Genomic DNA, 21,088 nt, shown 5'->3' on the forward strand with positions numbered 1-21,088 from the left:
GCCCGGCGCTACTCTGCGGCGACGGCCTTTTCGGGCAGCACGGAAATGTAGATGCGTCCGTTGCGCTTGGTCTCGAACGAGACCGTGCCCTCGGTGACAGCGAAGATGGTGTGATCGGTGCCGATGCCGACGCCCGAGCCCGGATGCCACTGCGTGCCGCGCTGGCGGCAGAGGATGTTGCCCGGGATCACGCGCTCGCCACCGAACTTCTTGATGCCGAGGCGCTTCGAATGTGAGTCGCGGCCGTTCTTGGTTGAGCCGCCGGCTTTCTTTTGTGCCATGACGTGGGGTCCTTCTGATCGAGCAGCGGCTTGCGCGCTCGTGTGGTCCTTAGGCCGAGATGCCCGTGATGCGGATGGTCGTCAGATCCTGACGATGCCCGCGCTTACGACGCGAGTTCTTGCGGCGGCGCTTCTTGAAGGCGATGACCTTGGGGCCGCGCGTCTGCTCGACGAGCTCGGCGGTAACCTTGGCGCCGTCCGGCAGCGACTTGCCGACCTTGACGTCGTCGCCCGCGCCGACGAGCAGAACCTCGGTGAATTCGATCTTGGCTCCGGCGTCCCCGTCGAGCTTCTCGACAGTCAGGACGTCGTCCTTGGCGACGCGATATTGCTTGCCGCCCGTCTTGATGACTGCGTACATGAATGGCCTCTTTCCGCGCGAGTTCGCGCTCTGGGTTCTGGTCCGCGCCCTGTGGCGGTGCAAATTAATGCACGCTTTTCAATAAGTTGCTTGGAAATGCAACCGGAGCCTCGGGCAGCGCTCTTTGCACCGAGAGCCGAAAAGCCCCCTGCGCTGGCGCCCTTATGATCGAGATCCCTTTGAAAGTCAATCTGTTGGGGGGCCGAGACATACCTAAGACTTTTTCGTTCTCTCTAAGGGATCCTTAGCCGCTGAGCATGTATAGTTTACAGGTAGCGGGGGAGGCAGCTTTTTCAGCGATGGCAGATGGATGGCCATGGGGCGGAGAGAGGAACCGATACCAGCATTGTCGTCTGGCCTGTCGCACGTGGTGCTGACGGGCTTACTGCTGGCCTTTGCGCTCCCAGCTCCTCCGCGTCCTCTACAACCCGAACCGGATAAACCCGCCGCAGCCACCCAAAAAGCCCCTGCGCCCACCACGCCGTCCGCCCAGGCCCCTGCGGTCCCGGCCCACCAATCGCCGGCCGCACCGGCAATTGCCGAGCCACCGCCCGACGTATGGCCGGAGCAAGAAGTGACGCTCGCGCGCGAGCAGTGCATGCACTTGCTTGCCGGCGTGCCCGCCGAGTTCGACTATCTCGAGCCCGTCAAGAAGGGCCAATGCGGTCTGCCCGCACCCGTGCGGCTCAAGAGCGTCGGCTCCGGTGCGACGCGTGTGAAGTTCAGCCCGCCCGTGCAGGTCAATTGCCGCATGGTTGCGGCGCTGGCAGGTTGGACGAAGTCCACGCTTCAGCCTGAGGCCCGTGCCAGGTTCAAATCCGACGTCACAGGCATCCTCGGCGCGTCCGGCTACGTTTGCCGCAATATCTATCACCGCCCGAACGGGCGCCTGAGCCAGCACGCGCTCGCCAATGCCATCGACATCGGTGCCTTCTCGCTGGCCAACGGCCGCACCATCCGCGTGTTGCGGGGCTGGGGGCTGACGGCGCGCGATATCAAGGCTCAGGCGGAAGCGCGCGCCAAGGCGGAAGCCAAGGAGAAGGCCAAAAGCAAAGCGGCCTCTGCCAATGAGGCCGTCGCCGAGAGCAAGGCGGCCACGAGCAAGAAAGATGCGATGCGCGGCGGCAAACAGGATCGTCTGGTGACGCAGGCGTCCCTCGCGGTGTCCGAGGAAAAGGCGGGTACAGGAGACACGGCGTCGAAAAAGGCCGATCCCGCGCCGGATGCCAAGTCGGCCAAGCCCACCAAGGAGGCCCTATTCCTGCGCGCCATCCATGGTGGCGCGTGCGACGAGTTCGGCACCGTGCTTGGCCCCGAAGCCAACGATCCGCACCGGGATCACTTCCACCTCGATCTGATCCCGCGCCGCGGTCGCGGCTATTGCCGCTGAGCGCACGCTCGGGATCTCTCCTGAAAACGCCGCGCAAACGATCCCATAGCCTTCGTCGCGGAACAGATCGTCGCGCGGGCGAATTATGCTCAACGTCAGCTGTCAGCTGTCGTCTGACGCTGAGATTTGAGAACGATGTCGGATCCTACTCTCTACACCTCCCCAGGACTGCGCCGGGTGAGCCAAGGCGCGATTATCGCCGGTGTTTGCGGAGGCATCGCGCGGTGGCTCGGCTGGGACCCGACGCTTGTGCGGTTCCTCTATGTCGTCGCCACAATCGTCTCGATTGGCTTCCCGGGCATTCTGACCTACCTCCTCTTGTGGATCATCATGCCGCGCGACTGAGCGCTGCCCAGATCCCTTGGTAATTCCTCGGCTTGACGCAGAGGTGAACTCACCTTCCTTTACCTTTGTCACAACACGCGTCTCGAGACGGCGGGAGGCCGTCGCGCCCATGACGTCTGCCGCGCTTGCCCCTGCCGACAGGCTTGAGCCGATTCCGGTGCTCGACACGGGTCCATCGTTCGCCATGGAAACGCTCGTGGCACACGAGGCGCGTGCTCACGATCTGCTCGATCTCGCAACCGGTCCACTGCCGTCGGCGGCGCTGCGCCAGCTCGACAAGGTCTCGCGCCGTTGGCTGGCCAAATGGAAGAACGCCCATCTCGGTGAGATCGACGCAATCGCCGCGCGGCTGAAACGCCCCGGCGCTTATTTTCTATCCGTGAATTACGAATGGGCCTGCACCTGCCGCGTCGCGCCGGGCCCTGGCCGCAAGAGCGCCCGCCTCGTGCGCGTGCTCGACTGGCGCACGCCCGGGCTCGGCCGTCACATCATCGCCGCCCGCGTCCCGAGCCCGCGCGGCCGCTTCGTCACGCTGACTTGGCCGGGCTACACAGGCGTGCTGACCGCCATGGCCCCCGGGCGCTTCTCCGCCGCCCTCAACCAGGCACCGATGCGCAAGGCCGTGGGGTTCTACGTGCTCGACTGGGCCGTGAGCCGCCGCCGCGTTTGGACCATGCCGCACCCGACACCCGCCCACCTGCTGCGCTCGGTCTTCGAAAGCGCAGCCGACTTTGCCGAAGCCCGCGAGCGGCTGACGCGCGAGCCGATATCGACACCTGCCATCTTTTCGCTGGCCGGCGTCAGGGCGAGCGAGACGGTCGTGATCGAGCGTACGGAGACGGAAGCGCGCGTGCACACGGGGCCCACCGTTGCCGCCAACCACTGGGAGGCGCCCGGCTGGCGCGGGCGGTCACGCGGCAAGCAGAGCGCTGAGCGCGCCGCCATGATGCACCGCATCATTCCTGATCTCGTAACCGATTTTTCGTGGCTCGCACCGCCGGTGTTGAATCCGACGACGCGCCTCGCCATGATCTCAGATGCGGCGGAGGGTCGTCTCGTGGCACAAGGCTTCGAGGCGATGCGTCCGGCGACAGAGCCGCTCGACCTCGCCGCCTGACACAGCTCGCGGGATGTGACTGTTCCGTAGGAAGCACGTTCCGCACACCAGCCGGTGTAGGATCGCCGCCCGCACAGAACGAACTGGAGGCTTGGCCATGGACGATCTCTTCGAGCATCTCATGGAGAGCGAGCGCGACAAGGCCATCAACGGCTTCTACACGCATTTCATCGTCTTCCTGTCCGTGATCGCCGCGCTCGCCGTCGTGAATCTGATCAGCGGCGGCGCGTTCTGGATTCAGTGGGTCGTGCTTGGTTGGGGTATCGGCGTCGCATTTCACGCCTACACGATATTCGTGCTTCGGCCCCGGCGTGAGCACGAAGCGCGCGAGCGCCGGCGCGCGGAGCTGGAGCGCAGGACAGGGGCCTCTGCCGCGGGATCGCCGGGAGCATCCGACCCCACGAGTGGGCAGTAGCGCGTGCGGCCCACCGCGTGCCATTGCGGCAAGCCCCCTTATAGCGACACCAGCACGTCAAACCCGCCCATCGACATCTTTTTCATGTCGAACGGCATGGTCTTCGGATCCATGCCGGCAAGCCGCTTGTCCTGCATCACCTTGGCGTTGACCTGATCACGATGCGCGCGTGATTTGTAGACGATCCACGAGAACACGGCCGTTTCGTCGGGCTTGAGCTTCAGAAGCTTCGGGAAAGGACGCCCGAACGGCATGTCGAGATGTTCGCCCACGCATTCGCGGTACTCTAGCGCGCCGTACTCCAGCCAGATCTTGCCGGCCTTCTTCGCGATCTTCTTGTACTCGTCGATTTTATCGGTGGGCACCACCAGCAGGAAACCGTCCACATAGGCCATTGGATTTGCTCCTTTCGCGTTTCTCGCAGAGGACGAACGTAAGCAGCGATATCCGACAGGGTCAGCAAACAAGATTGACTACCTAAGGGCATCCGCAGTGCGCAGAGATACGTGACGGCGAGCGCGCTCCGTGCGATAGCCAAGAAAAGAACCATGAAGCGCCAGGCCTTGGAGCCTGCGGCGGCGGGGAAGGACCGATGGAGGCATCGCGCTCGAAGGCCGCGCGCATTCTGGATTCGCTCGAGGAAATCATCATCGCGACGCTGCTCGCCGCAGCGACGTTGGTGATTTTCGTTGCCATCGTGCAGCGTTACGGCCTGTCGGGTGTCGCATCCGTCTATCGTTGGTCACGCGCCGAAGATATCCCCTGGCTGACCAGCTTCACCCGCAGCCTGTTCTTCGCCATCGCCTACGTGCGGCTCACCTGGGCGCAGGAGCTGTGCATCTTCATGATCGTCTGGATGGCGAAGTTCGGCGCCGCCTACGGCGTGCGCACCGGCATTCACGTCGGCGTCGACATCTTGGTCGAGCGGCTAACCGGCGAATGGAAGCGAGCCATGATCGTCGCCGGGCTCCTCGCAGGAGCTCTGTTCACCGTCATTGTCGGTACGCTCGGCGCCCACCTCGTTTGGCACATCGCCTCGACCGGTCAAACGTCCGCAGTGCTCGAGGTGCCGATGTGGATCGTGTACCTCGCGGTCCCGCTCGGCTCCTATCTGATGTGCTTCCGATTCCTTGAGGTTGCCTGGCACTTCTGGCAGACCGGCGAGCGTCCCCATCACGACCCAGGCGCGGTTGAGGGCATCGAAACGCCGCCTCCGGCGGGAGGCGAGCGATGACCGCCCTTTTTATCTTCCTCGTTCTGGTGGCCCTGCTGCTCGTCGGCATGCCGGTCTCGATCGCGCTGGGGCTCACGGTCCTGTTCGTACTATTCGTTCTGACGGACGTGCCGCTCGATGCTGTTGCCCTGAAACTCTTCACCGGCATCGAAAGCTTCGAGCTGATGTGCGTGCCGTTCTTCGTTCTTGCCGGCACATTCCTCACGCACGGCGGCGTCGCCAAGCGCATGATCCGCCTCGCCACCGCCATGAGCGGTCACTGGCCTGGTGGGCTCGCGCTCGCGGCAGCGGTCGCGTGCGCGATCTTTGCGGCGGTTTCAGGCTCCTCGCCAGCCACCGTCGTCGCCATCGGCTCGATCATGATTCCGGCCATGGTCGCGCAGGGCTATCCGAAGAGCTTCTCAGCGGGCGTTGTTGCTTCTGGCGGCGTCCTCGGCATCCTGATCCCGCCGTCGATCGTCATGGTCCTCTATTCGGTCGCGACGGCCGGAATGATGGCAGAAGGCCCGGCCGGGGAGCGCGTTCATTCTGCGTCCGTCGGTGACCTCTTCATGGCCGGTGTCGTGCCGGGCATCATTCTGGGGGCGCTGCTTGCACTGACCACGGTGTGGGTCGCACGTCGCCGCAACTATCCCAAAAACGAGCGCCAGCCATGGAGCGAGGCCTTCGCGGCCTTTTTCGATTGCTTCTGGGGTTTGGCGCTGATCGTGATCGTCATGGGCGGCATCTACGGCGGCGTCTTCACGCCGACGGAAGCAGCAGCAGTCAGCGCCGTCTACGCCTTTATCGTCGCTGTCTTCATCTACAAGGATCTGAAGTTGACGGACGTGCCGCGCGTGCTGCTCTCTGCAGCCAGCATGAGCGCCATGCTGCTCTACATCATCACCAACGCCGTGCTATTCACGTTCCTGCTAACGCACGAGCAGATTCCGCAAGCCATGGCCGATTGGCTCATCGCTCAAGGCTTTGGACCGATCACGTTCCTCATCGTCGTCAACGTCGTGCTCCTGGTGGCGGGCAGCGTGATGGAGCCCGCCTCGGTGACGCTGATCCTGGCGCCGATCCTGTTCCCCGTCGCAGTCAAGCTCGGCATCGACCCGGTTCACTTCGGCATCATCATGGTCGTGAACATGGAGGTCGGCATGATCACGCCTCCGGTCGGCCTGAACCTATACGTCGCAAGTGGGGTCTCGCGGATGGGCCTCACGAGCCTCGCGGTCGCCGTGATGCCGTGGCTGCTCACCATGCTCGGCTTCTTGATGGTCGTGACCTACTGGCCGGGTCTCTCGCTTGGCCTGCCACGCTGGCTCGGCATGATGTGAAAGACGCAGGTCAGGGCGCCCTGATATGAAAAGCGCCCGACTCGGGAAGCCGGGCGCCTGGTTTCGTAGGGCTAGCTCCGACCGAGCCTCAGCCGAACGCCCCCCAATGGTGCGAGATGCCGGTTCCGATCTCGCGCACGAGCTCGTAAGCCTGCTCCATCGGATCGAGGATCTCGGTCTCGATGCGGCCGTAATCGTCGATCCCCTTGGGCAGATAGCTCGCCTCCTCCTGGAAGGAGTCGTCGTCGTGCGGATCGTCGACGCGGCGCGGGAAGGCCTGCCGTACGACCTTGATCACATCGGGGATCTCGAGCCCGAGCGCGCGTCCGATGATCTCTGCATGCGTCACCTCGTTGGTCGGCGTGAAGCGCGGAAGCTGCGCCGTGAGGATGAAGATGCGCATGATGAGCGCCGTGCGGATCGCCTGCAGGAGGTCGAGCTCCAGCCGGTGGTCGTCCGGAATCTTGCCGCCCTCGACACCGATCTCTTCCAGAATGCCGTGCAACTCGATGGCATCGAGGCGCAGGAAATGCGCAAGCCCGATGATCTTTCCGGCCCGGTCGTCGTCGAGCAGATGCTCGGCGAGGAACTTGAACGCGCCGTCGAGATGCGGCTCGCGTCCCCACGACGCGCGCTGTGCCCAGAACCCGGCATCGAAGATGATGGCGTTGGCCCCAACGGCGTTGAGGCTCGAAAGTTGCTTTGCTCGCGCGATCATCTCGATCAGCGGCCTCAGTCGTTGCGACTGCTTGGCCATCTCGATGAAGCGCTCGCGTTCGCTGCCGACGGCCGCGCCGAGCCCTGCAACGACGTTGGCCACGTAGCCGAACTGTTGCAAAATGGCGTTGTTCGGGATAGCGCGCATGCGCGCGGGGTCGCCACGATCCGAGTAGTGATCGCCCTGTCGCTTGGCCGGCCGCGAGCCGGTCTTGAACAGAAGATTGGTGCCGAATGCGCCGAGCAGCGCCCGATAACCAGGGTGCGCGAAGAGATGCTGCTGGTATTCGCGCAGCCTGAGCTGGAAGTCGAGCACGAGGTTGTGATCCGTGTAGAATGGATCCTCGCCCTCGCCGGGGTCCTTGCCGCTCATGATGATCGTCGCGAGCGCGCGTTGCGAGAACGCACGGTTCGCGAAGAACAGGTACCCGTCGCCACCCTGGAAGCTCGTCTCGTGCTTGACCGGCAGCCCCGCGCGGAAGAAGCGCCAGCGAGATTCACCGGGAAATACGTAGCGTAGCCGCCGACGCAAAGGACCCGGATGCGCACCGCGTCCCATGCTCTCGCCGTGCGTCGAGAAGATCAGCGTCTCAACGTTCTTGAGCTTCGCCTTGCGTACGACCTCAGCCAGCCCGTGATGCAGGCGCTCGTGCGCGAGCCCTGCCGCGATCTGGCCGATGAAACGCCCGGCGTCCGAATAGCCCGTCTGCACGGCGATACGGCCGCGCTTCGTCACGTACTCGCGATAAGCCTTCTCTGCCAAGAGCCGCTCGATGAGGCGCGGTCCCGTCTCGAGCGCTTCCGGCGTCTCGAACAACGGCGAAATGTCGACGACCTCGGAGACGCCGAACAGCTTGGCGAAGTAGAGCGCGATCAGCATCGTCGCCGGGCTCTCGCACTCGGCGATCAGGTAACGGATCGGCGCCTCGCTATCGATATGCTTGACGATCTGCGCGGCGAGCGCGAACTGGCGGATGGCCGTCGCATTCTCGAGGTCGAGCGTCTCGAAATTGACCGTCTCGGGCTTCACCGAATGGATCATTTCGACGATGCGCGACAGCGCCTGACGCTCGGTAAGGTCGCGCGTCCAACTCTCGTGCACGAAGGCGCGGAAGGCGTTGTTGATCTGCACGGCGTTGACGCGCACGTGGATATGGCTCGTGCCCAATCCCGTGGCGCGCAGAAGACCGGCGAGGGACGCGACCGCGATCTTCGACGTCTTGCTGTCGGTTGCCTCGAGCACCTGATCGAGCAGCGACAGAATGGGCTCCGCACTGGTCAGATTGTGTCCGTCGGCCCGCGTGATGATGTTCGCCGCATGCGCCAGCGTGAAGCCGTCCTTGCCCACCTTCTGTAACGCCTCGATGTGCGAGTCCGCGGCGGCAATCGCGAGGTCCAGCTTGCCCGTGACCTGACGCACCAGGCGCACCATCTCGGAGTCCTCTCCGAGCCCGTCCTTGATCGCCAGGAACCGCTCTCGGATGTCGGCGAGCGCCGCCTGCTTCTCTTTGAGGCGCACCAGGAACGAGAACGTCCACTTGATGTCCGTACGCCCATCGAGATCGTAGCCGACCCACGAGGCGAACGTGGTCAATTGTGGATCCGCCTTGAAGACGCGGTCGCCGAACGTTGAGTGCGCGGCGGCGAAGAAATCGGCGAGCAGGTCCGAATACGCATCTCGCAGATTGTGGATGGCGCTCTGCACGCGCCGGTGCTCGTAGTCGAGCGTCAGGTCTGGATCGGGGCGGTGCGGAAGGCCGATGCTCCGCCCTTTGGCGGTGCCGGCAATCGCAATCTCGGCCATGCGGTCCGAAAGGGCTTCCGAGAGCCCGAACGTCGGATGCGCGGTGAAAACGATGCCGTTGCGCGCGCGAGAGAACCGCGCCTTGAAGGCCTCAAAATCATCGGGGTTAATTCCGGCGATCTGCCGCGCAATGAACTCCGAGAACTCCTGCCGCGTCGCTTCCTCGCTCTCGACGCCGATCTGCTCCTTGAGCAGCAGCGCGCGATGCACACACGCGCTGTCCATGAGCTGCGTCGCCAGCTCCTTCACGTCCTCGAAGGTGATCTCGCCGGATTCAAGGCGGCGCGACAGATTGAACGCAACATGAGCAATCGGGTTCAGCGTCGGTTGATCAGGGATCTGCGCACGAAGGGCCCTGAGCTCGGCGCGGAGCTCGGTCTCGTCTAGCCGTTTGCTGACGGGCGCCGACTTCTTCGACATTCTTGTCTCCTCAATGGCCTCTCGTCACGGGCTCATCGCAGAAAAGCCCCTGTCCCAAAAGGGGCCCGGCGGCCGCGAGGCCGCCGGGTCGTCGGACCGCCCCTGCCATCGGGCGCAGAGCCGGTCCGAACCTTTGCGCTGCGATGGGGCCTTTCGGCCCCGGCCGCGCGTAAGAGGGAAGGGCCTCTAGGCCGCCTTGCGGGCGGCGAGGACCTTCTGAACGGTGGCACCCATCTCGGACGGCGTGGGCGCGATCGCGACACCGCAGTCCTTGAGGATGTCGACCTTCTCAGAGGCCGACTCGCCGAACGCCGACACGATGGCACCGGCATGCCCCATGCGCCGCCCCTTGGGCGCCGAGAGGCCCGCGATGTAGGCGACGACCGGCTTCTTGAAGTGGTCGCGGATGTAATGACCGGCTTCCGCCTCCTGCGGTCCGCCGATCTCGCCGATCATCATCACGGCGTCGGTCTCCGGATCCTCGGCGAAGTGCTCGAGCACATCCTTGAACGACGAACCGTTGATCGGGTCACCGCCGATGCCGACCGAGGTTGATACGCCGATGCCGAGCGCCTTGAGCTGCGAGGCAGCCTCGTAGCCCAGCGTGCCGGAACGGCCGACGATGCCGACGCGGCCCGGCGAGTAGATGTGCCCGGGCATGATACCGAGCATGGCCTTGCCGGGCGAGATCGTGCCGGCGCAGTTCGGCCCGGTCAGGATCATGCGGTTCTCTTTCTTGTAGCGCCGCATGTAGCGCTTGACGCGGATCATGTCCTGCGTGGGGATGCCGTCGGTGATGCAGACGCAGTATTTGATGCCCGCATCCGCGGCCTCCATGATCGCGTCCGCCGCGAACGGCGGCGGCACGAACACGATGGAAGCCTCGGCTTTGGTTTCGTCCACGGCGCCCTTCATGGTGTTGAACACCGGGCGGCCGAGATGCGTGGTGCCGCCCTTGCCGGGGGTCACGCCGCCGACCACATTGGTACCGTAGTCGATCATCTCCTGCGCGTGGAACGTGCCGATGCGGCCCGTGAAGCCCTGTACGAGGATCGGCGTGTTCTCATTGATGAAAATGGCCATTGGTTTCCTCCTTACGCGGCTTTTTTGGCTGCCGCTACGGCCTTGTTGGCCGCATCCGCCAGCGTTTCGGCGCTGATCATTGTGAGGCCGCTCTGGTCGATGATCTTACGGCCTTCCTCGACGTTGGTGCCGGCAAGGCGCACGATAATCGGAACCTTGATCTCGAGCTCTTTGATGGCGTCGACGACACCCTTCGCCACCCAGTCACAGCGGTTGATGCCGGCGAACACGTTGACGAGGATCGCCTTGACGTTCTTGTCGCGCAGCACCGCTTTGAACGACTTCGTCACGCGCTCGGGGCTTGCGCCGCCGCCGATGTCGAGGAAGTTCGCAGGTTCGCCGCCGGCGAGCTTGATCATGTCGAGCGTGGCCATGGCGAGGCCCGCGCCGTTCACGATGCAGCCGATGTCGCCATCGAGGCCCACGTAGGAGAGGCCGCGGTCGTTGGCGTAGGTCTCACGCGGGTCTTCCTGGCTCTTGTCGCGGAGCTCCGCGATCTGCGGGCGGCGGAACAGCGCGTTCTCGTCGAAGCTCATCTTGGCGTCGAGCGCCAGGATGGTCTTCTGCTTGGTGATGACGAGCGGATTGATCTCGAGCATCGCCGCATCGAGGTCGCGGAAGGCGCGGTAGGAGCCGAGGATCACGCGCTCGAGCTTGCCGATCAGGTCCGGATCGACGCCGAGCCCGAACGCGACCTCGCGTGCTTGGAACGCCTGCATGCCGACGGCGGGGTCGACCTCGACCTTGATGATGGTATCGGGCTGGCTGTGCGAGATCTCCTCGATGTCCATGCCGCCGGCAGCCGACGACACGACAACGATGCGCTCGGCCGCGCGATCCATGACGAAGGAGAGGTAGATCTCCTTGTCGATGTCGGTCGCTTCCTCGACATACAGGCGCGACACGAGCTTACCGGCAGGGCCCGTCTGGATGGTGACGAGCTTCTTGCCGAGCAAGCCTTCCGATGCGGTTTCGACCTCATTCTCCGAGCTGCACACCTTGATGCCGCCCGCCTTGCCGCGCGCGCCCGAATGGACCTGCGCCTTGACCACCCACTTCTGGCCGCCGAGCTCGTGCGCACGGTAGACCGCCTGCTCGGGGCTGTAGGCGAGCCCGCCACGTGGGACGGGCACGCCGAACTTCGCGAGAAGCTCCTTGGCCTGGTACTCGTGAATGTCCATGTGGACCTCCTTGGGGGAACGCTGTTTCCTCGTCTTTCTTCTTATTTGGCCCGTGCAGCCTCAGCGGCCTTGATGGCAGCCGCCGTGGCAATGAGGTTCTTCGCCATCTTCTCGGAAGCCGCGTCGATCATCTTTCCATCGAGCGAGGCAGCACCCTTGCCCTGGGCTTCGGCTTCCTTGAGCGCAACGAGAATGCGCTCGGCGCGCTCCACTTCCTTCGCCGTCGGGGAGTAGATCTCGTTGGCAAGCTCGATCTGCGACGGATGGATGGCCCACTTGCCCTCCATGCCGAGCGCAGCGCCACGGCGAGCAGCGGCCTTGTAGCCCTCCGGATCGTCGATGCCGCCGAACGGACCGTCGATCGGACGCAAGCCGAAGGCGCGGCAGGCAACCGTCATGCGCGACAGCGGGAAGTGCCACTGGTCGCCCGGATAGTCGGGGTTGAGGCCGCCGATGACAACCGTGCGCGCCTTGTTAAAGGCCGAGTAGTCGGCAACGCCGAAGTGCATCGACTCGAGGCGGCTGTTGGCGGAGGCGATGGCCTCGACGTTCGCCATGCCGAGCGGCGTCTCGATGAGAGCTTCCGTGCCGATCTGGTGCGGCAGGTTCTTGGCGACCTCGATCTGGCTGACGATGGTCTCGACGGCGTAGACGTCGGCAGGCACGCCGACCTTCGGGATCAGGATCGTGTCGAGCTTTGCGCCAGCCTGCTCCACGATGTCGACGACGTCGCGGTACATGTAGTGCGTGTCGAGGCCGTTGATGCGGACCGATACGCTCTTGCCGGCGCCCTTCCAGTCAAGATCGTTCAGCGCCTGGATGATGTTCTTACGGGCTTGCTCCTTCTCCGGCGGCGCAACCGCGTCCTCGCAGTCGAGGAACACGTAGTCGGCGGCGCTCTTGTGAGCGCGGTCGATCATTGTCGGATTCGAGCCCGGAACGGCGAGATACGAGCGCTGCAGACGCTGCTTCCGGGTCGGATAGAGGGTGAAGCTCATCGGTACGTTTCCTCAGCTCTAATGCGTTTCTTGAGACATTTCGGGCTTTGTCCGTAACCGGTCGGCCGCGGGCACCCGAGCGAATCCTAGGGAAATGAGATAGGGCGGCGCCTGTTTGAGACACCGCCCTGAAAGTTAAGCAGCCTTCGACAGCGCAGGCTTCGTCGCCGTCTTGCTGAAATACTCGGCAGCCGCGCCCGTGCCCGAGCCGAACTTGATCGGCACGCCGACATCCTTGAGCGCCATCTCGACGTTGAACAGAACGCCGCCGATCATGCCCTCGTCGAGTGCGCCGAGATGGCCGATGCGGAACACCTTGCCGGCGACCTTGTTGAGGCCGGTGCCGAGCGAGGTGTTGTAGCGATAGTAGGCCGTCTTCAGGACGTCGTTGGCATCGAAGCCCTCAGGCACGAGGATCGCCGACACCGTGTCGGAATGCCACTTCGGCTCCTTCGCGCAGAGCTTGAGGCCCCAGGCATCGACGGCAGCGCGCACGCCCGAGGCGAGGCGCGTGTGGCGGGCGATGACGTTGTCGAGACCCTCGGCGAAGATGAGGTCGAGCGAAGCGCGCAGGCCGCGGATGAGCTGGGTCGCGGGCGTATAGGGGAAGAAACCAAGATCGTTGGTCTTGATCATATCTTCCCAGGAGAAGAAACAACGGTTCATGCGGCCGTTGAGGCTCTTGTTGGCGTCGAGAGCCTTCTGGCTGACGGCGAGGATGCCAAGGCCGGTCGGCAGCATGAAGCCCTTCTGCGAGCCGGACACGCAAGCGTCAACACCCCACTCACCCATGCGCATGTCGAGCGAGCCGACCGACGACACGCCGTCGACGAACAAGAGCGCCGGATGCTTGGCGGCATCGAGAGCCTTGCGCACGCCTGCAATGTCGGAGGAAACGCCAGTCGCCGTCTCGTTGTGCGTGGCGAACACGGCCTTAATCTCGTGGTTCGTGTCCTTGGCGAGGATGTCGGCGTACTTCTCAAGCGGCACGCCCGTGCCCCACTCCTCGTCGCAAAGCTCGACCTTGAGGCCGAGACGCTCGGCCATGTCGACCCAGAGCAGCGAGAACTGACCGAAGCGGCTCATCAGAACCTTATCGCCGACGGCGAGCGTGTTGGTGATCGCCGATTCCCAGGCCCCCGTGCCCGAAGACGGGAAGATGAACACGCGCCCGTCCTTCATCTTGAAGACCTTCTTCAGGTCCTCGAAGATCGGCAGCGTGAACTTCGGAAACTCAGGACTGCGCATGTCCTCCATGGGGAGATTCATGGCCATGCGAACGGCCTCGGGAATATTGGTCGGGCCGGGGATAAACAGGTGCGGCTTCACCATATTGGTCATGTGCGTCTCCTCCAGTGCAACATTTTGAGTTTCTTGCCTCGACCTTAGCGTCTCGACCACGCAGCGTCAGCCGAAACTGCCGTGACTGCTCGCAAAAGGCGCTCGTCCACGAGAGCCTGAAACTTGCCTGTCACCTTTGAAGGTCCCCCCGGACACGATCATGGGATGCGGAATTGAACGCCAATCGGCGGCCAACACCTAAACAGGGCCCTTAACCGTGCACAACACCCCGAAGGGCAACGGCAGAAATCTCCTGGGTAGCCTTATGGGCGCTGGCGCTTGCGGTGGGAATTGCCCAGTTGGGTAGTTTCGCCCTACCCACCCTGCGGCAAATTCGAGAGAAAATGGTGCGGGTCAGCGCTGATCCCGCTGGGCCTGATGTTGGCTCATGAACAGCGCCACGGCCATGGCCCGATTGTTCACCTGGAGCTTATCATAGAGGTTCTTGAGGTGATATTTGACCGTGTTGCGGGATATGCCGATGCGCGCTGCAATTTGCAGGTTCGACCAGCCTGCGGCCAGCGCCGCCAGAAGCTCCCGCTCGCGCACGGTGAGGACATCGAGCGGATCCTTGCTCGCCGCCTCGATGTCCACATAGGGAAACGACACGCGCCCGTGCGACACGGAGGAGATCGTCTCGAGCAGCACCTCCGGCTCGTCGCTCTTCGACATGAAACCCCAGGCGCCGGCCTTGATGCTGCGCCGCACGACGTCGACACCGGGCTCGCCCGTGTAGACGATGGTGCGCACTTGGCTTCGCCGCTTCTTGAGCTCGGCAAGAATATCGCCACCCGTCATGTCCGGCATTGCCCAGCCGATGACTGCGATATCGACCGCATTCGCTTCGATCAGTTCCAGGAACGCCGCACCGGTCGGGACGGCGGCGGTGACGAGGAAGCGTCCGTCGCGCGCGATGATGTCGACGAGCCCCGTGCGTACCACGGGGTTCTTGTCGGCAATTGCAATCGTGCGGTGGGTCTCTCTCGTCATAAAACCGATATGTATGTCCAACGAAAAACGGCGACGGCTCGGGGCGGGCAGCCACCGCTCCGATAGCAACGTTATGCGTCCCGGAAGCCTGCCAAGCCAGTCCGATCGCATGAGATGGCGAACAGGAGCTAGCTGGCCCGCGCCGTTCCCTGATCGCGAAAATACGACGAAGCGCGCACCAGCTCGTGGATGATGCCAGGCTCTGTCATGGCATGCCCTGCGTCGGGGACGATGCGCAACTCGGCGGATGGCCACACCTTCTTGAGGTCCCAGGCATTGCGCACCGGCGTCACGACGTCATAGCGCCCATGCACGATGACGCCGGGAATATCGGCCAGGCGGTGTGCTTCGCGCAGCAGCGCCCCGTCGGCGTTGAAGAAGCCATGGTTGACGAAATAGTGGCTTTCGATGCGCGCGAACGCCAGCGCATAGCCCGGATTGGCGAACGAGCGCACGCGCACCGGATCCTCGATCAGCGACAGCGTTGTGCCCTCCCACACGCTCCAGGCCTCGGCGGCTGGCATATGCACCTTAGGATCGGGATCGATGAGGCGCTTGTAGTAGGCGCCGATCATGTCGCCGCGCTCCTCTGGCGGGATCACGCGCTCGAATGCCTCCCATGCTTCCGGAAAGAGTGCGCTCGCCCCGCCCTGGTAGAACCAGGCGAGTTCGCTCCGGCGTAGGAGGAATATGCCGCGCAGCACCATCGAGCTGACCCGCTCCGGGTGCGTCACCGCGTAGGCCAGCGAGAGCGTCGAGCCCCACGACCCGCCGAACAGCTGCCAGCTTTCGATGCCGAGGTGATGGCGCAGTCGCTCCATATCCGCGACGAGGTGCCAGGTCGTGTTGTTCTCGATCGCGGCATTGGGCAGAGAGCGGCCGCACCCGCGCTGGTCGAAAAGCACGATGCGGTAGTGGCGGGGATCGTGGAAGCGCCGCATGGCGGGGTTGCAGCCGCCGCCTGGCCCGCCGTGCACGACGAGCGCTGGTGCACCCGCCGGATTGCCGCACTCCGCGTAATAGAGGGAATGCCCGTCGCCCGTATCGAGGAAGCCCTCGTTGTAAGGTTCGCGCGCTGGATAGGCAGTGAGACGATCTCGTGACGACATGGGCTTCCAGAAGGGTTTCGCGTTCGCGCGGGCTTGGCGTGCAGCGGCAGGCTGTTAGATCTTGCGCCTCCGCAGCTGGCGCATTTCGCGATCGTAGAGAATTTCGCCGCCGGGTACGCGGATATCGCGCACGAGCTCGAGAAGGTTGCGCGGCGGGGCAGGCGTGGCCAGCGCGACCGCGATCGCCGCCACGGCGCCGGCCGGCAACCCGATCGCCGCGGCCAATGCGCCGTCGGTTCCCGTGAGCCCCGCTTCACCCGCGATGATGGCGAGCACGGTGACGCAGAAGCCGGTCAGGATTCCGGCAGTGGCGCCGAACTCGTTGAGCCGCTTCCACCAGATCGACAGCACGAGGACCGGGAACGTCGAGGCGCCGGTGAGCGCAATGGCCCACAGAAGCAGCTCGAGCGGATCGGTGGGAGCCACAATGGCGAGAAAACCGGCCAGCGCCGCCGCGGCGCCGAGCGCGAGGCGTGCGACGATCAAGCGGGACGTGGATTTTGTCGGCAGCCACGTCAGGCCGTTGACGATGTCTTCGGAAAGGATGTTGCCGAGCGCGATGGCCACTGCGCCCGCTGTCGCCAGCGCGGCGGCCACGACGCCGCCGGCCGCGAGATAGACGACCGCCGCCGGCATCTCCGCCACCACCGGCAGGCTGAGTAGAACGTCGTCGCGGCTGACGCTGAAGCTCGAGAGTGTCGGTCGCCCGCCGTCCGCGTTCACCGCTAGGATGCCCTGCGTCTGCAGCGTCTCGAACCACTGCGGAAAGCGCACTGTTCCCGCGACCGTCACGATGTCGGTCAGGTAGTCGCGCATGAAGATCGCGACCGATCCGATGGTCAGCATGGCGATGCCGAACAGCAGCGTTGCCCAGCCGAGCGACTTGCGCGCTTCGTAGACGCCGGGCGTGCCGGCGACGCGCGGCAGCAGCCAAGGCGCGCTCGCGACGCCCGCAAGCAGAGAGAGCGTCACGATGATGAACGCCAGCGGCCCGACGCTGCCGAACGCGTCGGAATAGCGTTTGGCGATCGGCGACAGCCCTTCACCCGGCATGTCGAACGCGAGCATCGGCGGCAGGATGATGGGCAGGCCCTGCGCCGCCTCGGCACGTCCGACGGTGCGCAGAACCGGCCCGGCCGAGAGCTGCGGCAGCGGCAGGTTGGTGACGATCACGGCCACGATCGCGACCGGCACGAGCAGCGCCAGCAGCGCCGCGATGCTCTGCGCCGACGACGACCACGCGAGCGAGCGCATGCCGCCGGCTGCCAGCGTGAGCACGACCACCGCAACCAGCATCATGACCGCGAGCGACTGCGAAATCGGATAGAACCACGCGATGGCGTGGGCGCCAATGCGAAGCTCGGCAGCCAGGACGAGCAGCATTGGCACCGCGAGAATGCCCGCCGCCGTGAGCCGCAGCGCGCGGCTGTCAAAACGCTTGCCGAGATAGCTCGGCACAGTGAAAGCCCCGAACTTGCGGAAGAAAGGCGCCAGCAGCACCGCCATCACGACGAAGCCCGCAAGCCCGCCGATCACGATGCAAAGTGCATCGAAGCCGATCAGGAAGAAGGCGCCCGTGAGCGCCACGAGTCCGGTTGCGCCGATGGCGGTCTGCGCCAGCACGAGACCGGTGTAGAACGCCGGCACGCGCCGCCCGGAGGCGAAATAGTCGAGCGGCTCGTTGGTGAATGAAGCAATGCCGATGGCAGCGTAGAGCCCGATGGGGCCCGCGAACATGGTGAGCCGCAGCGTATCGTCGCTGACGCCGAGCCCCTCGAAGATCAGCGTCATCATCGCGAGCGCTGCAAACGCGCTCATGAAGATTCCGAAATAGGTGCCGAGCCGCGGATTGACGTAGCCCGTTCGGTGCGAGAACGACATGGCTCAGCTCTCCGTGCCGCCCGCGCCACGTCCGGCGCATAGCCGGACATCCGATCCCTCAAGCATCCTCATGCGCGCCATGCCAGTGATCGATGGCATCCTGCCGATTGACGAAGCTCGCCACCGTGATCACGGAGATCAGCACTAGTCCGTGCAGGCACAGGAAGTAGCCCAGCGGGAAACCCATGAATCTGCTCGAGTTGAGCTGATCCGCATAGAGCGGCAGGATGATGATGACGGCGAGCAGCGGCACCAGGCTTGCCAGCATCTGCCACTTGGTATGCCGCCAATAGGGCTTTCGCTCGCGCCGTTCGATCATGAAGGTGTCTGTCTCCCCGATTGGGCCGCCCAGAGGTGCGGTCGAGTTGTGGTGCGGTCCAGTTGTGGTCCCAGTGAGGCGGAGCCCTGCGCGGCCGGCCAATTGCCGGTTTACGACCGGACCAGGGGTCCCCTAGCATTCCGTTCACGGCTCGGAGCGAGTCGGAACGAAGAAAGGGGCCTGCGATGTCGATAGTGTCCGAATTCAAGGAATTTGCAATGCGGGGCAATGTGATTGACCTCGCCGTGGGCGTGATCATCGGCGCCGCGTTCTCGCCGATTGTCGCGACCCTCGTCGAGAACATTATCATGCCGCCGATCGGCTACATCCTCGCAGGCATCGACTTCAGCGATCTGGCCATCACGCTGCCGACGCCCACCGACGACGGAGTGGAGATCAAATACGGCCTCTTTCTCAACGCAGTTTTCAAGTTCTTCATCACCGCGCTCGCCATTTTCCTGCTGATCCGCCTCATCAACAAGCTGCACAAGCCGAAGCCTGCCGAGGCGTCCGCACCCTCGCCGAGCGAAGTTTATCTGCGCGAGATCCGCGACGCGCTAGTGAAGGACAAGCCCTCGGGTGCGGTCTAACGATTGGTCAGCGGGCGGAAGCGATCAAATCGGGATTGCTTCCGTGCTGGCACGCTAAACGGCTGCCGATGCTAGACTTCCGGAGATCAGGCCACGGAACGCCATGTAGCTCTGGTTGATCCGCGCGGCGGTGGCGTCCCGGGCGGCCACGTGCGCGATCGTGGCCTCCGCCACGCGCTCCAGCGCCTCTGCGATGTCCGCCGGCCAAGGCGCAAAGACAACGCCGCGTGCCTCCAGCACTTGCCGGGCCAAGCCGGCGTGCGCACGCGCCGCGGCCAGGGTGAGCTGATATTCCTCGGCGGCGGCGGCGGCCAGGATGGCCTTATCCGCGTCGGGAAGACGATCCCAGATCGAGGCCCGCACGCTCAAGGCATAGGCCGTGCCGCGGCTGTTGAGGCCCTGCCCGGTTGCATATCGGGCAGCGTCCGCAAAGCCTGCAGCGAGGCTATTCGTAAGGTCGCCAGCCTCGACGGCATCCACGGACCCGTCACGGAGCGCCGCGGCAGCCGCATGCGGCGCGAGCGCCGGATGGACCTCTGCACCAAGCCCGCGCGCGACATCGGCGCCAAGCCCAGGCGCCGAAAGGCGCCGGCCAGCCAGATCCCCGAGGCCCATGATCGGCTCGCGCGACCAGAGGGGCGGGACGTCTCCGGAATGGCCGGCGAGTAGCGGCTTCCACCCATGGCTTGCGGCCAGATCGTCCCACAGCATCTGGCCGCCGCCGATGGCGATCCAGTGGGCGAGGTCCTGCCCCACGAGGGCAGCCGACCCTGGCAGACCCCCGAAATAGCTGAAGGCGGGATGCTGAGGCACGAAATCGTGCACCGGCCCGTGAAGGAGGTCCGCGCCGCTTTCAGGCCCATGTTCGGCCGTCGCGAACTCGATCCTGTAGCGGCCGTTCGTCATCGCCTCGAAGCGGCGGGCAAGGCGGTGCGCACGGTCGGCAGGCCCGTTCGGCGCGTCGGCCCAGGCCATGGCGAGCGTCAGCCGCTCGGCGTCGGGTCTTATGCGGGGCGGCGGAGCCTCGGCAGCCTGGGCTGCCGCCGGCGTCGCCGCCGCCACTGCGGCCGCACCGCCCGTAATCAGGAAATCGCGACGATCCATCGAGCGCTCTCCCCACGCCTCATGTCCCACCCCAGCGAGGCCGCATCAAAGCCCAACCCCGTGCTGAAAACAACGGCCCCCTGAGCAAATCCGGGCCCCGCCGTGCCCAATTAGGCGCAAGTTGCAGATTAACCACGTCTTATCCAATGGGCTCTAGGGTCGGGGGGCGAAGTGTGAGTTTCAGCGTTCCATCGGCATGCGCAAAGGCGGACAGAGCAAGGGTAAGGCCAACCAGTTGTTGCAGGAGTACTCCGCGTTGATCGGAGATGCCGTCCTGCGCCAGCGCACGCGCTTGGCCGAGCGCCAGGCTCGCGTCGAGGCGGACCTCGCCAACCGGGTGAAATCCGAATTCATCGCCAACATGAGCCATGAGCTGCGCACGCCGCTCAACACCATTCTTGGTTTCTCGAAGCTTCTGCGCGAGCACGCCGGCCGCCGCCTCTCGGACGAGGAGATCGTCCAGTACGCGAGCCTGATCAACGACTCCGCCGAGCACCTGCTGGCCGTCGTCAACGACATCCTCGACATCTCGAAAATCCAGAGCGGCACCTACGCCATCGACGCCTACGAGGTCGATATCGCCGTCGTGCTGCGCGACTGCCTCGAGGCTGCCGCGCCAGCGGCGGCGGAAGCCGGGGTCGAGCTGTCTCCGCGCATCGCCTTCTCGCTGCCCCTCGTGCGCGGCGACGACACCAAGCTGAGCCAGATCTTCAACAACCTGATCTCCAACGCCGTGAAGTTCACGCCCAAGGGCGGCACCGTCATCGTCGAGGTGCTCGAGCAGGGCAACGGCGGCGTGATGGTGTCCGTGCGCGACAATGGCGTCGGCATGACTGAGGAGGAGATCGCCGTCGCGCTGGCGCCGTTCGGCCAGGTCGACCGTGCCCGCTCGCGATGGCGAGAGGGCGCAGGGCTCGGGCTCACCATCGCCAAGTCGCTCGTCGAGTTGCACGGCGGCGAGCTCTTGATCACGAGCGTCAAAGGCAAAGGAACCGACGTTACCGTCAAACTGCCGCCCGCGCACCAGATCTCGCCCATCGAGGCGAGGGATGCGGTGTTCGGAACAGGCGTCCCACTTTAACACTG

Annotated in this window: 21 protein-coding genes; 8 read left to right on the top strand and 13 right to left on the bottom strand. The window is 64.6% G+C overall.

The window, feature by feature from the left end:
- Window positions 1-8 precede the first annotated feature (8 nt).
- Both rpmA and rplU read right to left on the bottom strand, forming a co-directional pair.
- Window positions 9-281 carry a 50S ribosomal protein L27 gene (gene rpmA / locus CS1GBM3_RS17835; RefSeq protein ID WP_072396947.1) on the bottom strand — a complete coding sequence of 91 codons (273 nt, stop codon included), beginning with the start codon at window positions 279-281 and terminating at the stop codon, window positions 9-11.
- Between the two features lie 49 nt (window positions 282-330).
- Window positions 331-642 carry a 50S ribosomal protein L21 gene (rplU, locus tag CS1GBM3_RS17840; protein ID WP_072396948.1) on the bottom strand — a complete coding sequence of 104 codons (312 nt, stop codon included), beginning with the start codon at window positions 640-642 and terminating at the stop codon, window positions 331-333.
- A gap of 574 nt (window positions 643-1,216) precedes the next feature.
- Between rplU and CS1GBM3_RS17845 the strand changes: the two genes are divergently transcribed.
- The 4 genes from CS1GBM3_RS17845 to CS1GBM3_RS17860 all read left to right on the top strand — a co-directional run bounded on the left by CS1GBM3_RS17845 (window position 1,217) and on the right by CS1GBM3_RS17860 (window position 3,909).
- Entirely contained in the window at window positions 1,217-2,032 is an 816-nt protein-coding gene (locus CS1GBM3_RS17845) for an extensin-like domain-containing protein (RefSeq protein ID WP_072396949.1), read from the top strand.
- A gap of 135 nt (window positions 2,033-2,167) precedes the next feature.
- Window positions 2,168-2,377 carry a PspC domain-containing protein gene (locus tag CS1GBM3_RS17850; protein ID WP_072396950.1) on the top strand — a complete coding sequence of 70 codons (210 nt, stop codon included), beginning with the start codon at window positions 2,168-2,170 and terminating at the stop codon, window positions 2,375-2,377.
- 109 nt (window positions 2,378-2,486) lie between these two features.
- The gene (locus tag CS1GBM3_RS17855) at window positions 2,487-3,494 is read left to right on the top strand and encodes a hypothetical protein (RefSeq protein ID WP_072396951.1); all 1,008 of its coding nucleotides are present in this window, start codon (window positions 2,487-2,489) and stop codon (window positions 3,492-3,494) included.
- Between the two features lie 97 nt (window positions 3,495-3,591).
- Complete coding sequence (locus CS1GBM3_RS17860; protein WP_072396952.1) at window positions 3,592-3,909, top strand: 2TM domain-containing protein; 318 nt, start codon at window positions 3,592-3,594, stop codon at window positions 3,907-3,909.
- Between the two features lie 38 nt (window positions 3,910-3,947).
- Here CS1GBM3_RS17860 and CS1GBM3_RS17865 read toward each other — a convergent pair whose 3' ends face one another.
- Complete coding sequence (locus CS1GBM3_RS17865) at window positions 3,948-4,304, bottom strand: DUF1428 domain-containing protein (RefSeq protein ID WP_072396953.1); 357 nt, start codon at window positions 4,302-4,304, stop codon at window positions 3,948-3,950.
- 197 nt (window positions 4,305-4,501) lie between these two features.
- On the opposite strand from CS1GBM3_RS17865, the gene CS1GBM3_RS17870 reads away from it, so the two are divergent.
- Together CS1GBM3_RS17870 and CS1GBM3_RS17875 are read left to right on the top strand one after the other, a co-directional pair.
- The gene (locus CS1GBM3_RS17870) at window positions 4,502-5,143 is read left to right on the top strand and encodes a TRAP transporter small permease (RefSeq protein WP_072396954.1); all 642 of its coding nucleotides are present in this window, start codon (window positions 4,502-4,504) and stop codon (window positions 5,141-5,143) included.
- Complete coding sequence (locus CS1GBM3_RS17875) at window positions 5,140-6,465, top strand: TRAP transporter large permease (RefSeq protein ID WP_072396955.1); 1,326 nt, start codon at window positions 5,140-5,142, stop codon at window positions 6,463-6,465. Before CS1GBM3_RS17870 ends, CS1GBM3_RS17875 begins: the two co-directional genes overlap by 4 nt.
- Before the next feature lie 88 nt (window positions 6,466-6,553).
- Here the strand turns inward: CS1GBM3_RS17875 and CS1GBM3_RS17880 are convergent, their stop codons facing one another.
- The 9 genes from CS1GBM3_RS17880 to CS1GBM3_RS17920 form a co-directional block, all read right to left on the bottom strand.
- Complete coding sequence (locus CS1GBM3_RS17880; protein WP_139247963.1) at window positions 6,554-9,406, bottom strand: phosphoenolpyruvate carboxylase; 2,853 nt, start codon at window positions 9,404-9,406, stop codon at window positions 6,554-6,556.
- Window positions 9,407-9,592: 186 nt separating this feature from the next.
- A complete protein-coding gene (gene sucD, locus CS1GBM3_RS17885; protein WP_072396957.1) occupies window positions 9,593-10,489 on the bottom strand; it encodes a succinate--CoA ligase subunit alpha in 897 nt (298 codons plus the stop codon).
- 11 nt (window positions 10,490-10,500) lie between these two features.
- Complete coding sequence (locus tag CS1GBM3_RS17890; protein ID WP_072396958.1) at window positions 10,501-11,670, bottom strand: malate--CoA ligase subunit beta; 1,170 nt, start codon at window positions 11,668-11,670, stop codon at window positions 10,501-10,503.
- Between the two features lie 41 nt (window positions 11,671-11,711).
- Entirely contained in the window at window positions 11,712-12,668 is a 957-nt protein-coding gene (locus CS1GBM3_RS17895; protein WP_072396959.1) for an HpcH/HpaI aldolase/citrate lyase family protein, read from the bottom strand.
- 135 nt (window positions 12,669-12,803) lie between these two features.
- Window positions 12,804-14,009: an aminotransferase class V-fold PLP-dependent enzyme gene (locus CS1GBM3_RS17900; protein ID WP_072396960.1), complete on the bottom strand. Its 1,206-nt coding sequence runs from the start codon at window positions 14,007-14,009 to the stop codon at window positions 12,804-12,806.
- Window positions 14,010-14,363: 354 nt separating this feature from the next.
- Window positions 14,364-14,999, bottom strand: a complete 636-nt coding sequence (locus tag CS1GBM3_RS17905) for a response regulator transcription factor (protein ID WP_072397654.1) — start codon at window positions 14,997-14,999, stop codon at window positions 14,364-14,366.
- Between the two features lie 128 nt (window positions 15,000-15,127).
- Window positions 15,128-16,108 carry a prolyl aminopeptidase gene (pip, locus tag CS1GBM3_RS17910; protein ID WP_072396961.1) on the bottom strand — a complete coding sequence of 327 codons (981 nt, stop codon included), beginning with the start codon at window positions 16,106-16,108 and terminating at the stop codon, window positions 15,128-15,130.
- Between the two features lie 54 nt (window positions 16,109-16,162).
- Window positions 16,163-17,989, bottom strand: a complete 1,827-nt coding sequence (locus tag CS1GBM3_RS17915) for a solute symporter family protein (RefSeq protein ID WP_072396962.1) — start codon at window positions 17,987-17,989, stop codon at window positions 16,163-16,165.
- A gap of 58 nt (window positions 17,990-18,047) precedes the next feature.
- Entirely contained in the window at window positions 18,048-18,308 is a 261-nt protein-coding gene (locus tag CS1GBM3_RS17920) for a DUF4212 domain-containing protein (protein WP_072396964.1), read from the bottom strand.
- A 191-nt stretch (window positions 18,309-18,499) separates the two neighbouring features.
- On the opposite strand from CS1GBM3_RS17920, the gene mscL reads away from it, so the two are divergent.
- Entirely contained in the window at window positions 18,500-18,898 is a 399-nt protein-coding gene (gene mscL, locus CS1GBM3_RS17925) for a large-conductance mechanosensitive channel protein MscL (protein WP_348533612.1), read from the top strand.
- Between the two features lie 54 nt (window positions 18,899-18,952).
- On the opposite strand, the gene CS1GBM3_RS17930 is transcribed toward mscL, so the two are convergent.
- Complete coding sequence (locus CS1GBM3_RS17930) at window positions 18,953-20,002, bottom strand: type 2 periplasmic-binding domain-containing protein (RefSeq protein WP_072396967.1); 1,050 nt, start codon at window positions 20,000-20,002, stop codon at window positions 18,953-18,955.
- A 196-nt stretch (window positions 20,003-20,198) separates the two neighbouring features.
- Between CS1GBM3_RS17930 and CS1GBM3_RS17935 the strand changes: the two genes are divergently transcribed.
- Window positions 20,199-21,083 carry a sensor histidine kinase gene (locus CS1GBM3_RS17935; protein ID WP_072396968.1) on the top strand — a complete coding sequence of 295 codons (885 nt, stop codon included), beginning with the start codon at window positions 20,199-20,201 and terminating at the stop codon, window positions 21,081-21,083.
- The last annotated feature ends 5 nt before the right edge of the window (window positions 21,084-21,088 follow it).

The sequence above is a fragment of the Hyphomicrobium sp. CS1GBMeth3 genome (genome assembly GCF_900117455.1).
Lineage (GTDB): Bacteria > Pseudomonadota > Alphaproteobacteria > Rhizobiales > Hyphomicrobiaceae > Hyphomicrobium_C.

Excerpts from the sequence above, each read along its gene's own strand:
- rpmA (WP_072396947.1), bottom strand. The coding sequence starts at position 281 with ATGGCACAAAAGAAAGCCGGCGGCTCAACCAAGAACGGCCGCGACTCA.
- rplU (WP_072396948.1), bottom strand. The coding sequence starts at position 642 with ATGTACGCAGTCATCAAGACGGGCGGCAAGCAATATCGCGTCGCCAAG.
- CS1GBM3_RS17850 (WP_072396950.1), top strand. The coding sequence starts at position 2,168 with ATGTCGGATCCTACTCTCTACACCTCCCCAGGACTGCGCCGGGTGAGC.
- CS1GBM3_RS17855 (WP_072396951.1), top strand. The coding sequence starts at position 2,487 with ATGACGTCTGCCGCGCTTGCCCCTGCCGACAGGCTTGAGCCGATTCCG.
- CS1GBM3_RS17860 (WP_072396952.1), top strand. The coding sequence starts at position 3,592 with ATGGACGATCTCTTCGAGCATCTCATGGAGAGCGAGCGCGACAAGGCC.
- CS1GBM3_RS17865 (WP_072396953.1), bottom strand. The coding sequence starts at position 4,304 with ATGGCCTATGTGGACGGTTTCCTGCTGGTGGTGCCCACCGATAAAATC.
- CS1GBM3_RS17870 (WP_072396954.1), top strand. The coding sequence starts at position 4,502 with ATGGAGGCATCGCGCTCGAAGGCCGCGCGCATTCTGGATTCGCTCGAG.
- CS1GBM3_RS17875 (WP_072396955.1), top strand. The coding sequence starts at position 5,140 with ATGACCGCCCTTTTTATCTTCCTCGTTCTGGTGGCCCTGCTGCTCGTC.
- CS1GBM3_RS17880 (WP_139247963.1), bottom strand. The coding sequence starts at position 9,406 with ATGTCGAAGAAGTCGGCGCCCGTCAGCAAACGGCTAGACGAGACCGAG.
- sucD (WP_072396957.1), bottom strand. The coding sequence starts at position 10,489 with ATGGCCATTTTCATCAATGAGAACACGCCGATCCTCGTACAGGGCTTC.
- CS1GBM3_RS17890 (WP_072396958.1), bottom strand. The coding sequence starts at position 11,670 with ATGGACATTCACGAGTACCAGGCCAAGGAGCTTCTCGCGAAGTTCGGC.
- CS1GBM3_RS17895 (WP_072396959.1), bottom strand. The coding sequence starts at position 12,668 with ATGAGCTTCACCCTCTATCCGACCCGGAAGCAGCGTCTGCAGCGCTCG.
- CS1GBM3_RS17900 (WP_072396960.1), bottom strand. The coding sequence starts at position 14,009 with ATGACCAATATGGTGAAGCCGCACCTGTTTATCCCCGGCCCGACCAAT.
- CS1GBM3_RS17905 (WP_072397654.1), bottom strand. The coding sequence starts at position 14,999 with ATGACGAGAGAGACCCACCGCACGATTGCAATTGCCGACAAGAACCCC.
- pip (WP_072396961.1), bottom strand. The coding sequence starts at position 16,108 with ATGTCGTCACGAGATCGTCTCACTGCCTATCCAGCGCGCGAACCTTAC.
- CS1GBM3_RS17915 (WP_072396962.1), bottom strand. The coding sequence starts at position 17,989 with ATGTCGTTCTCGCACCGAACGGGCTACGTCAATCCGCGGCTCGGCACC.
- CS1GBM3_RS17920 (WP_072396964.1), bottom strand. The coding sequence starts at position 18,308 with ATGATCGAACGGCGCGAGCGAAAGCCCTATTGGCGGCATACCAAGTGG.
- CS1GBM3_RS17930 (WP_072396967.1), bottom strand. The coding sequence starts at position 20,002 with ATGGATCGTCGCGATTTCCTGATTACGGGCGGTGCGGCCGCAGTGGCG.
- CS1GBM3_RS17935 (WP_072396968.1), top strand. The coding sequence starts at position 20,199 with ATGCGCAAAGGCGGACAGAGCAAGGGTAAGGCCAACCAGTTGTTGCAG.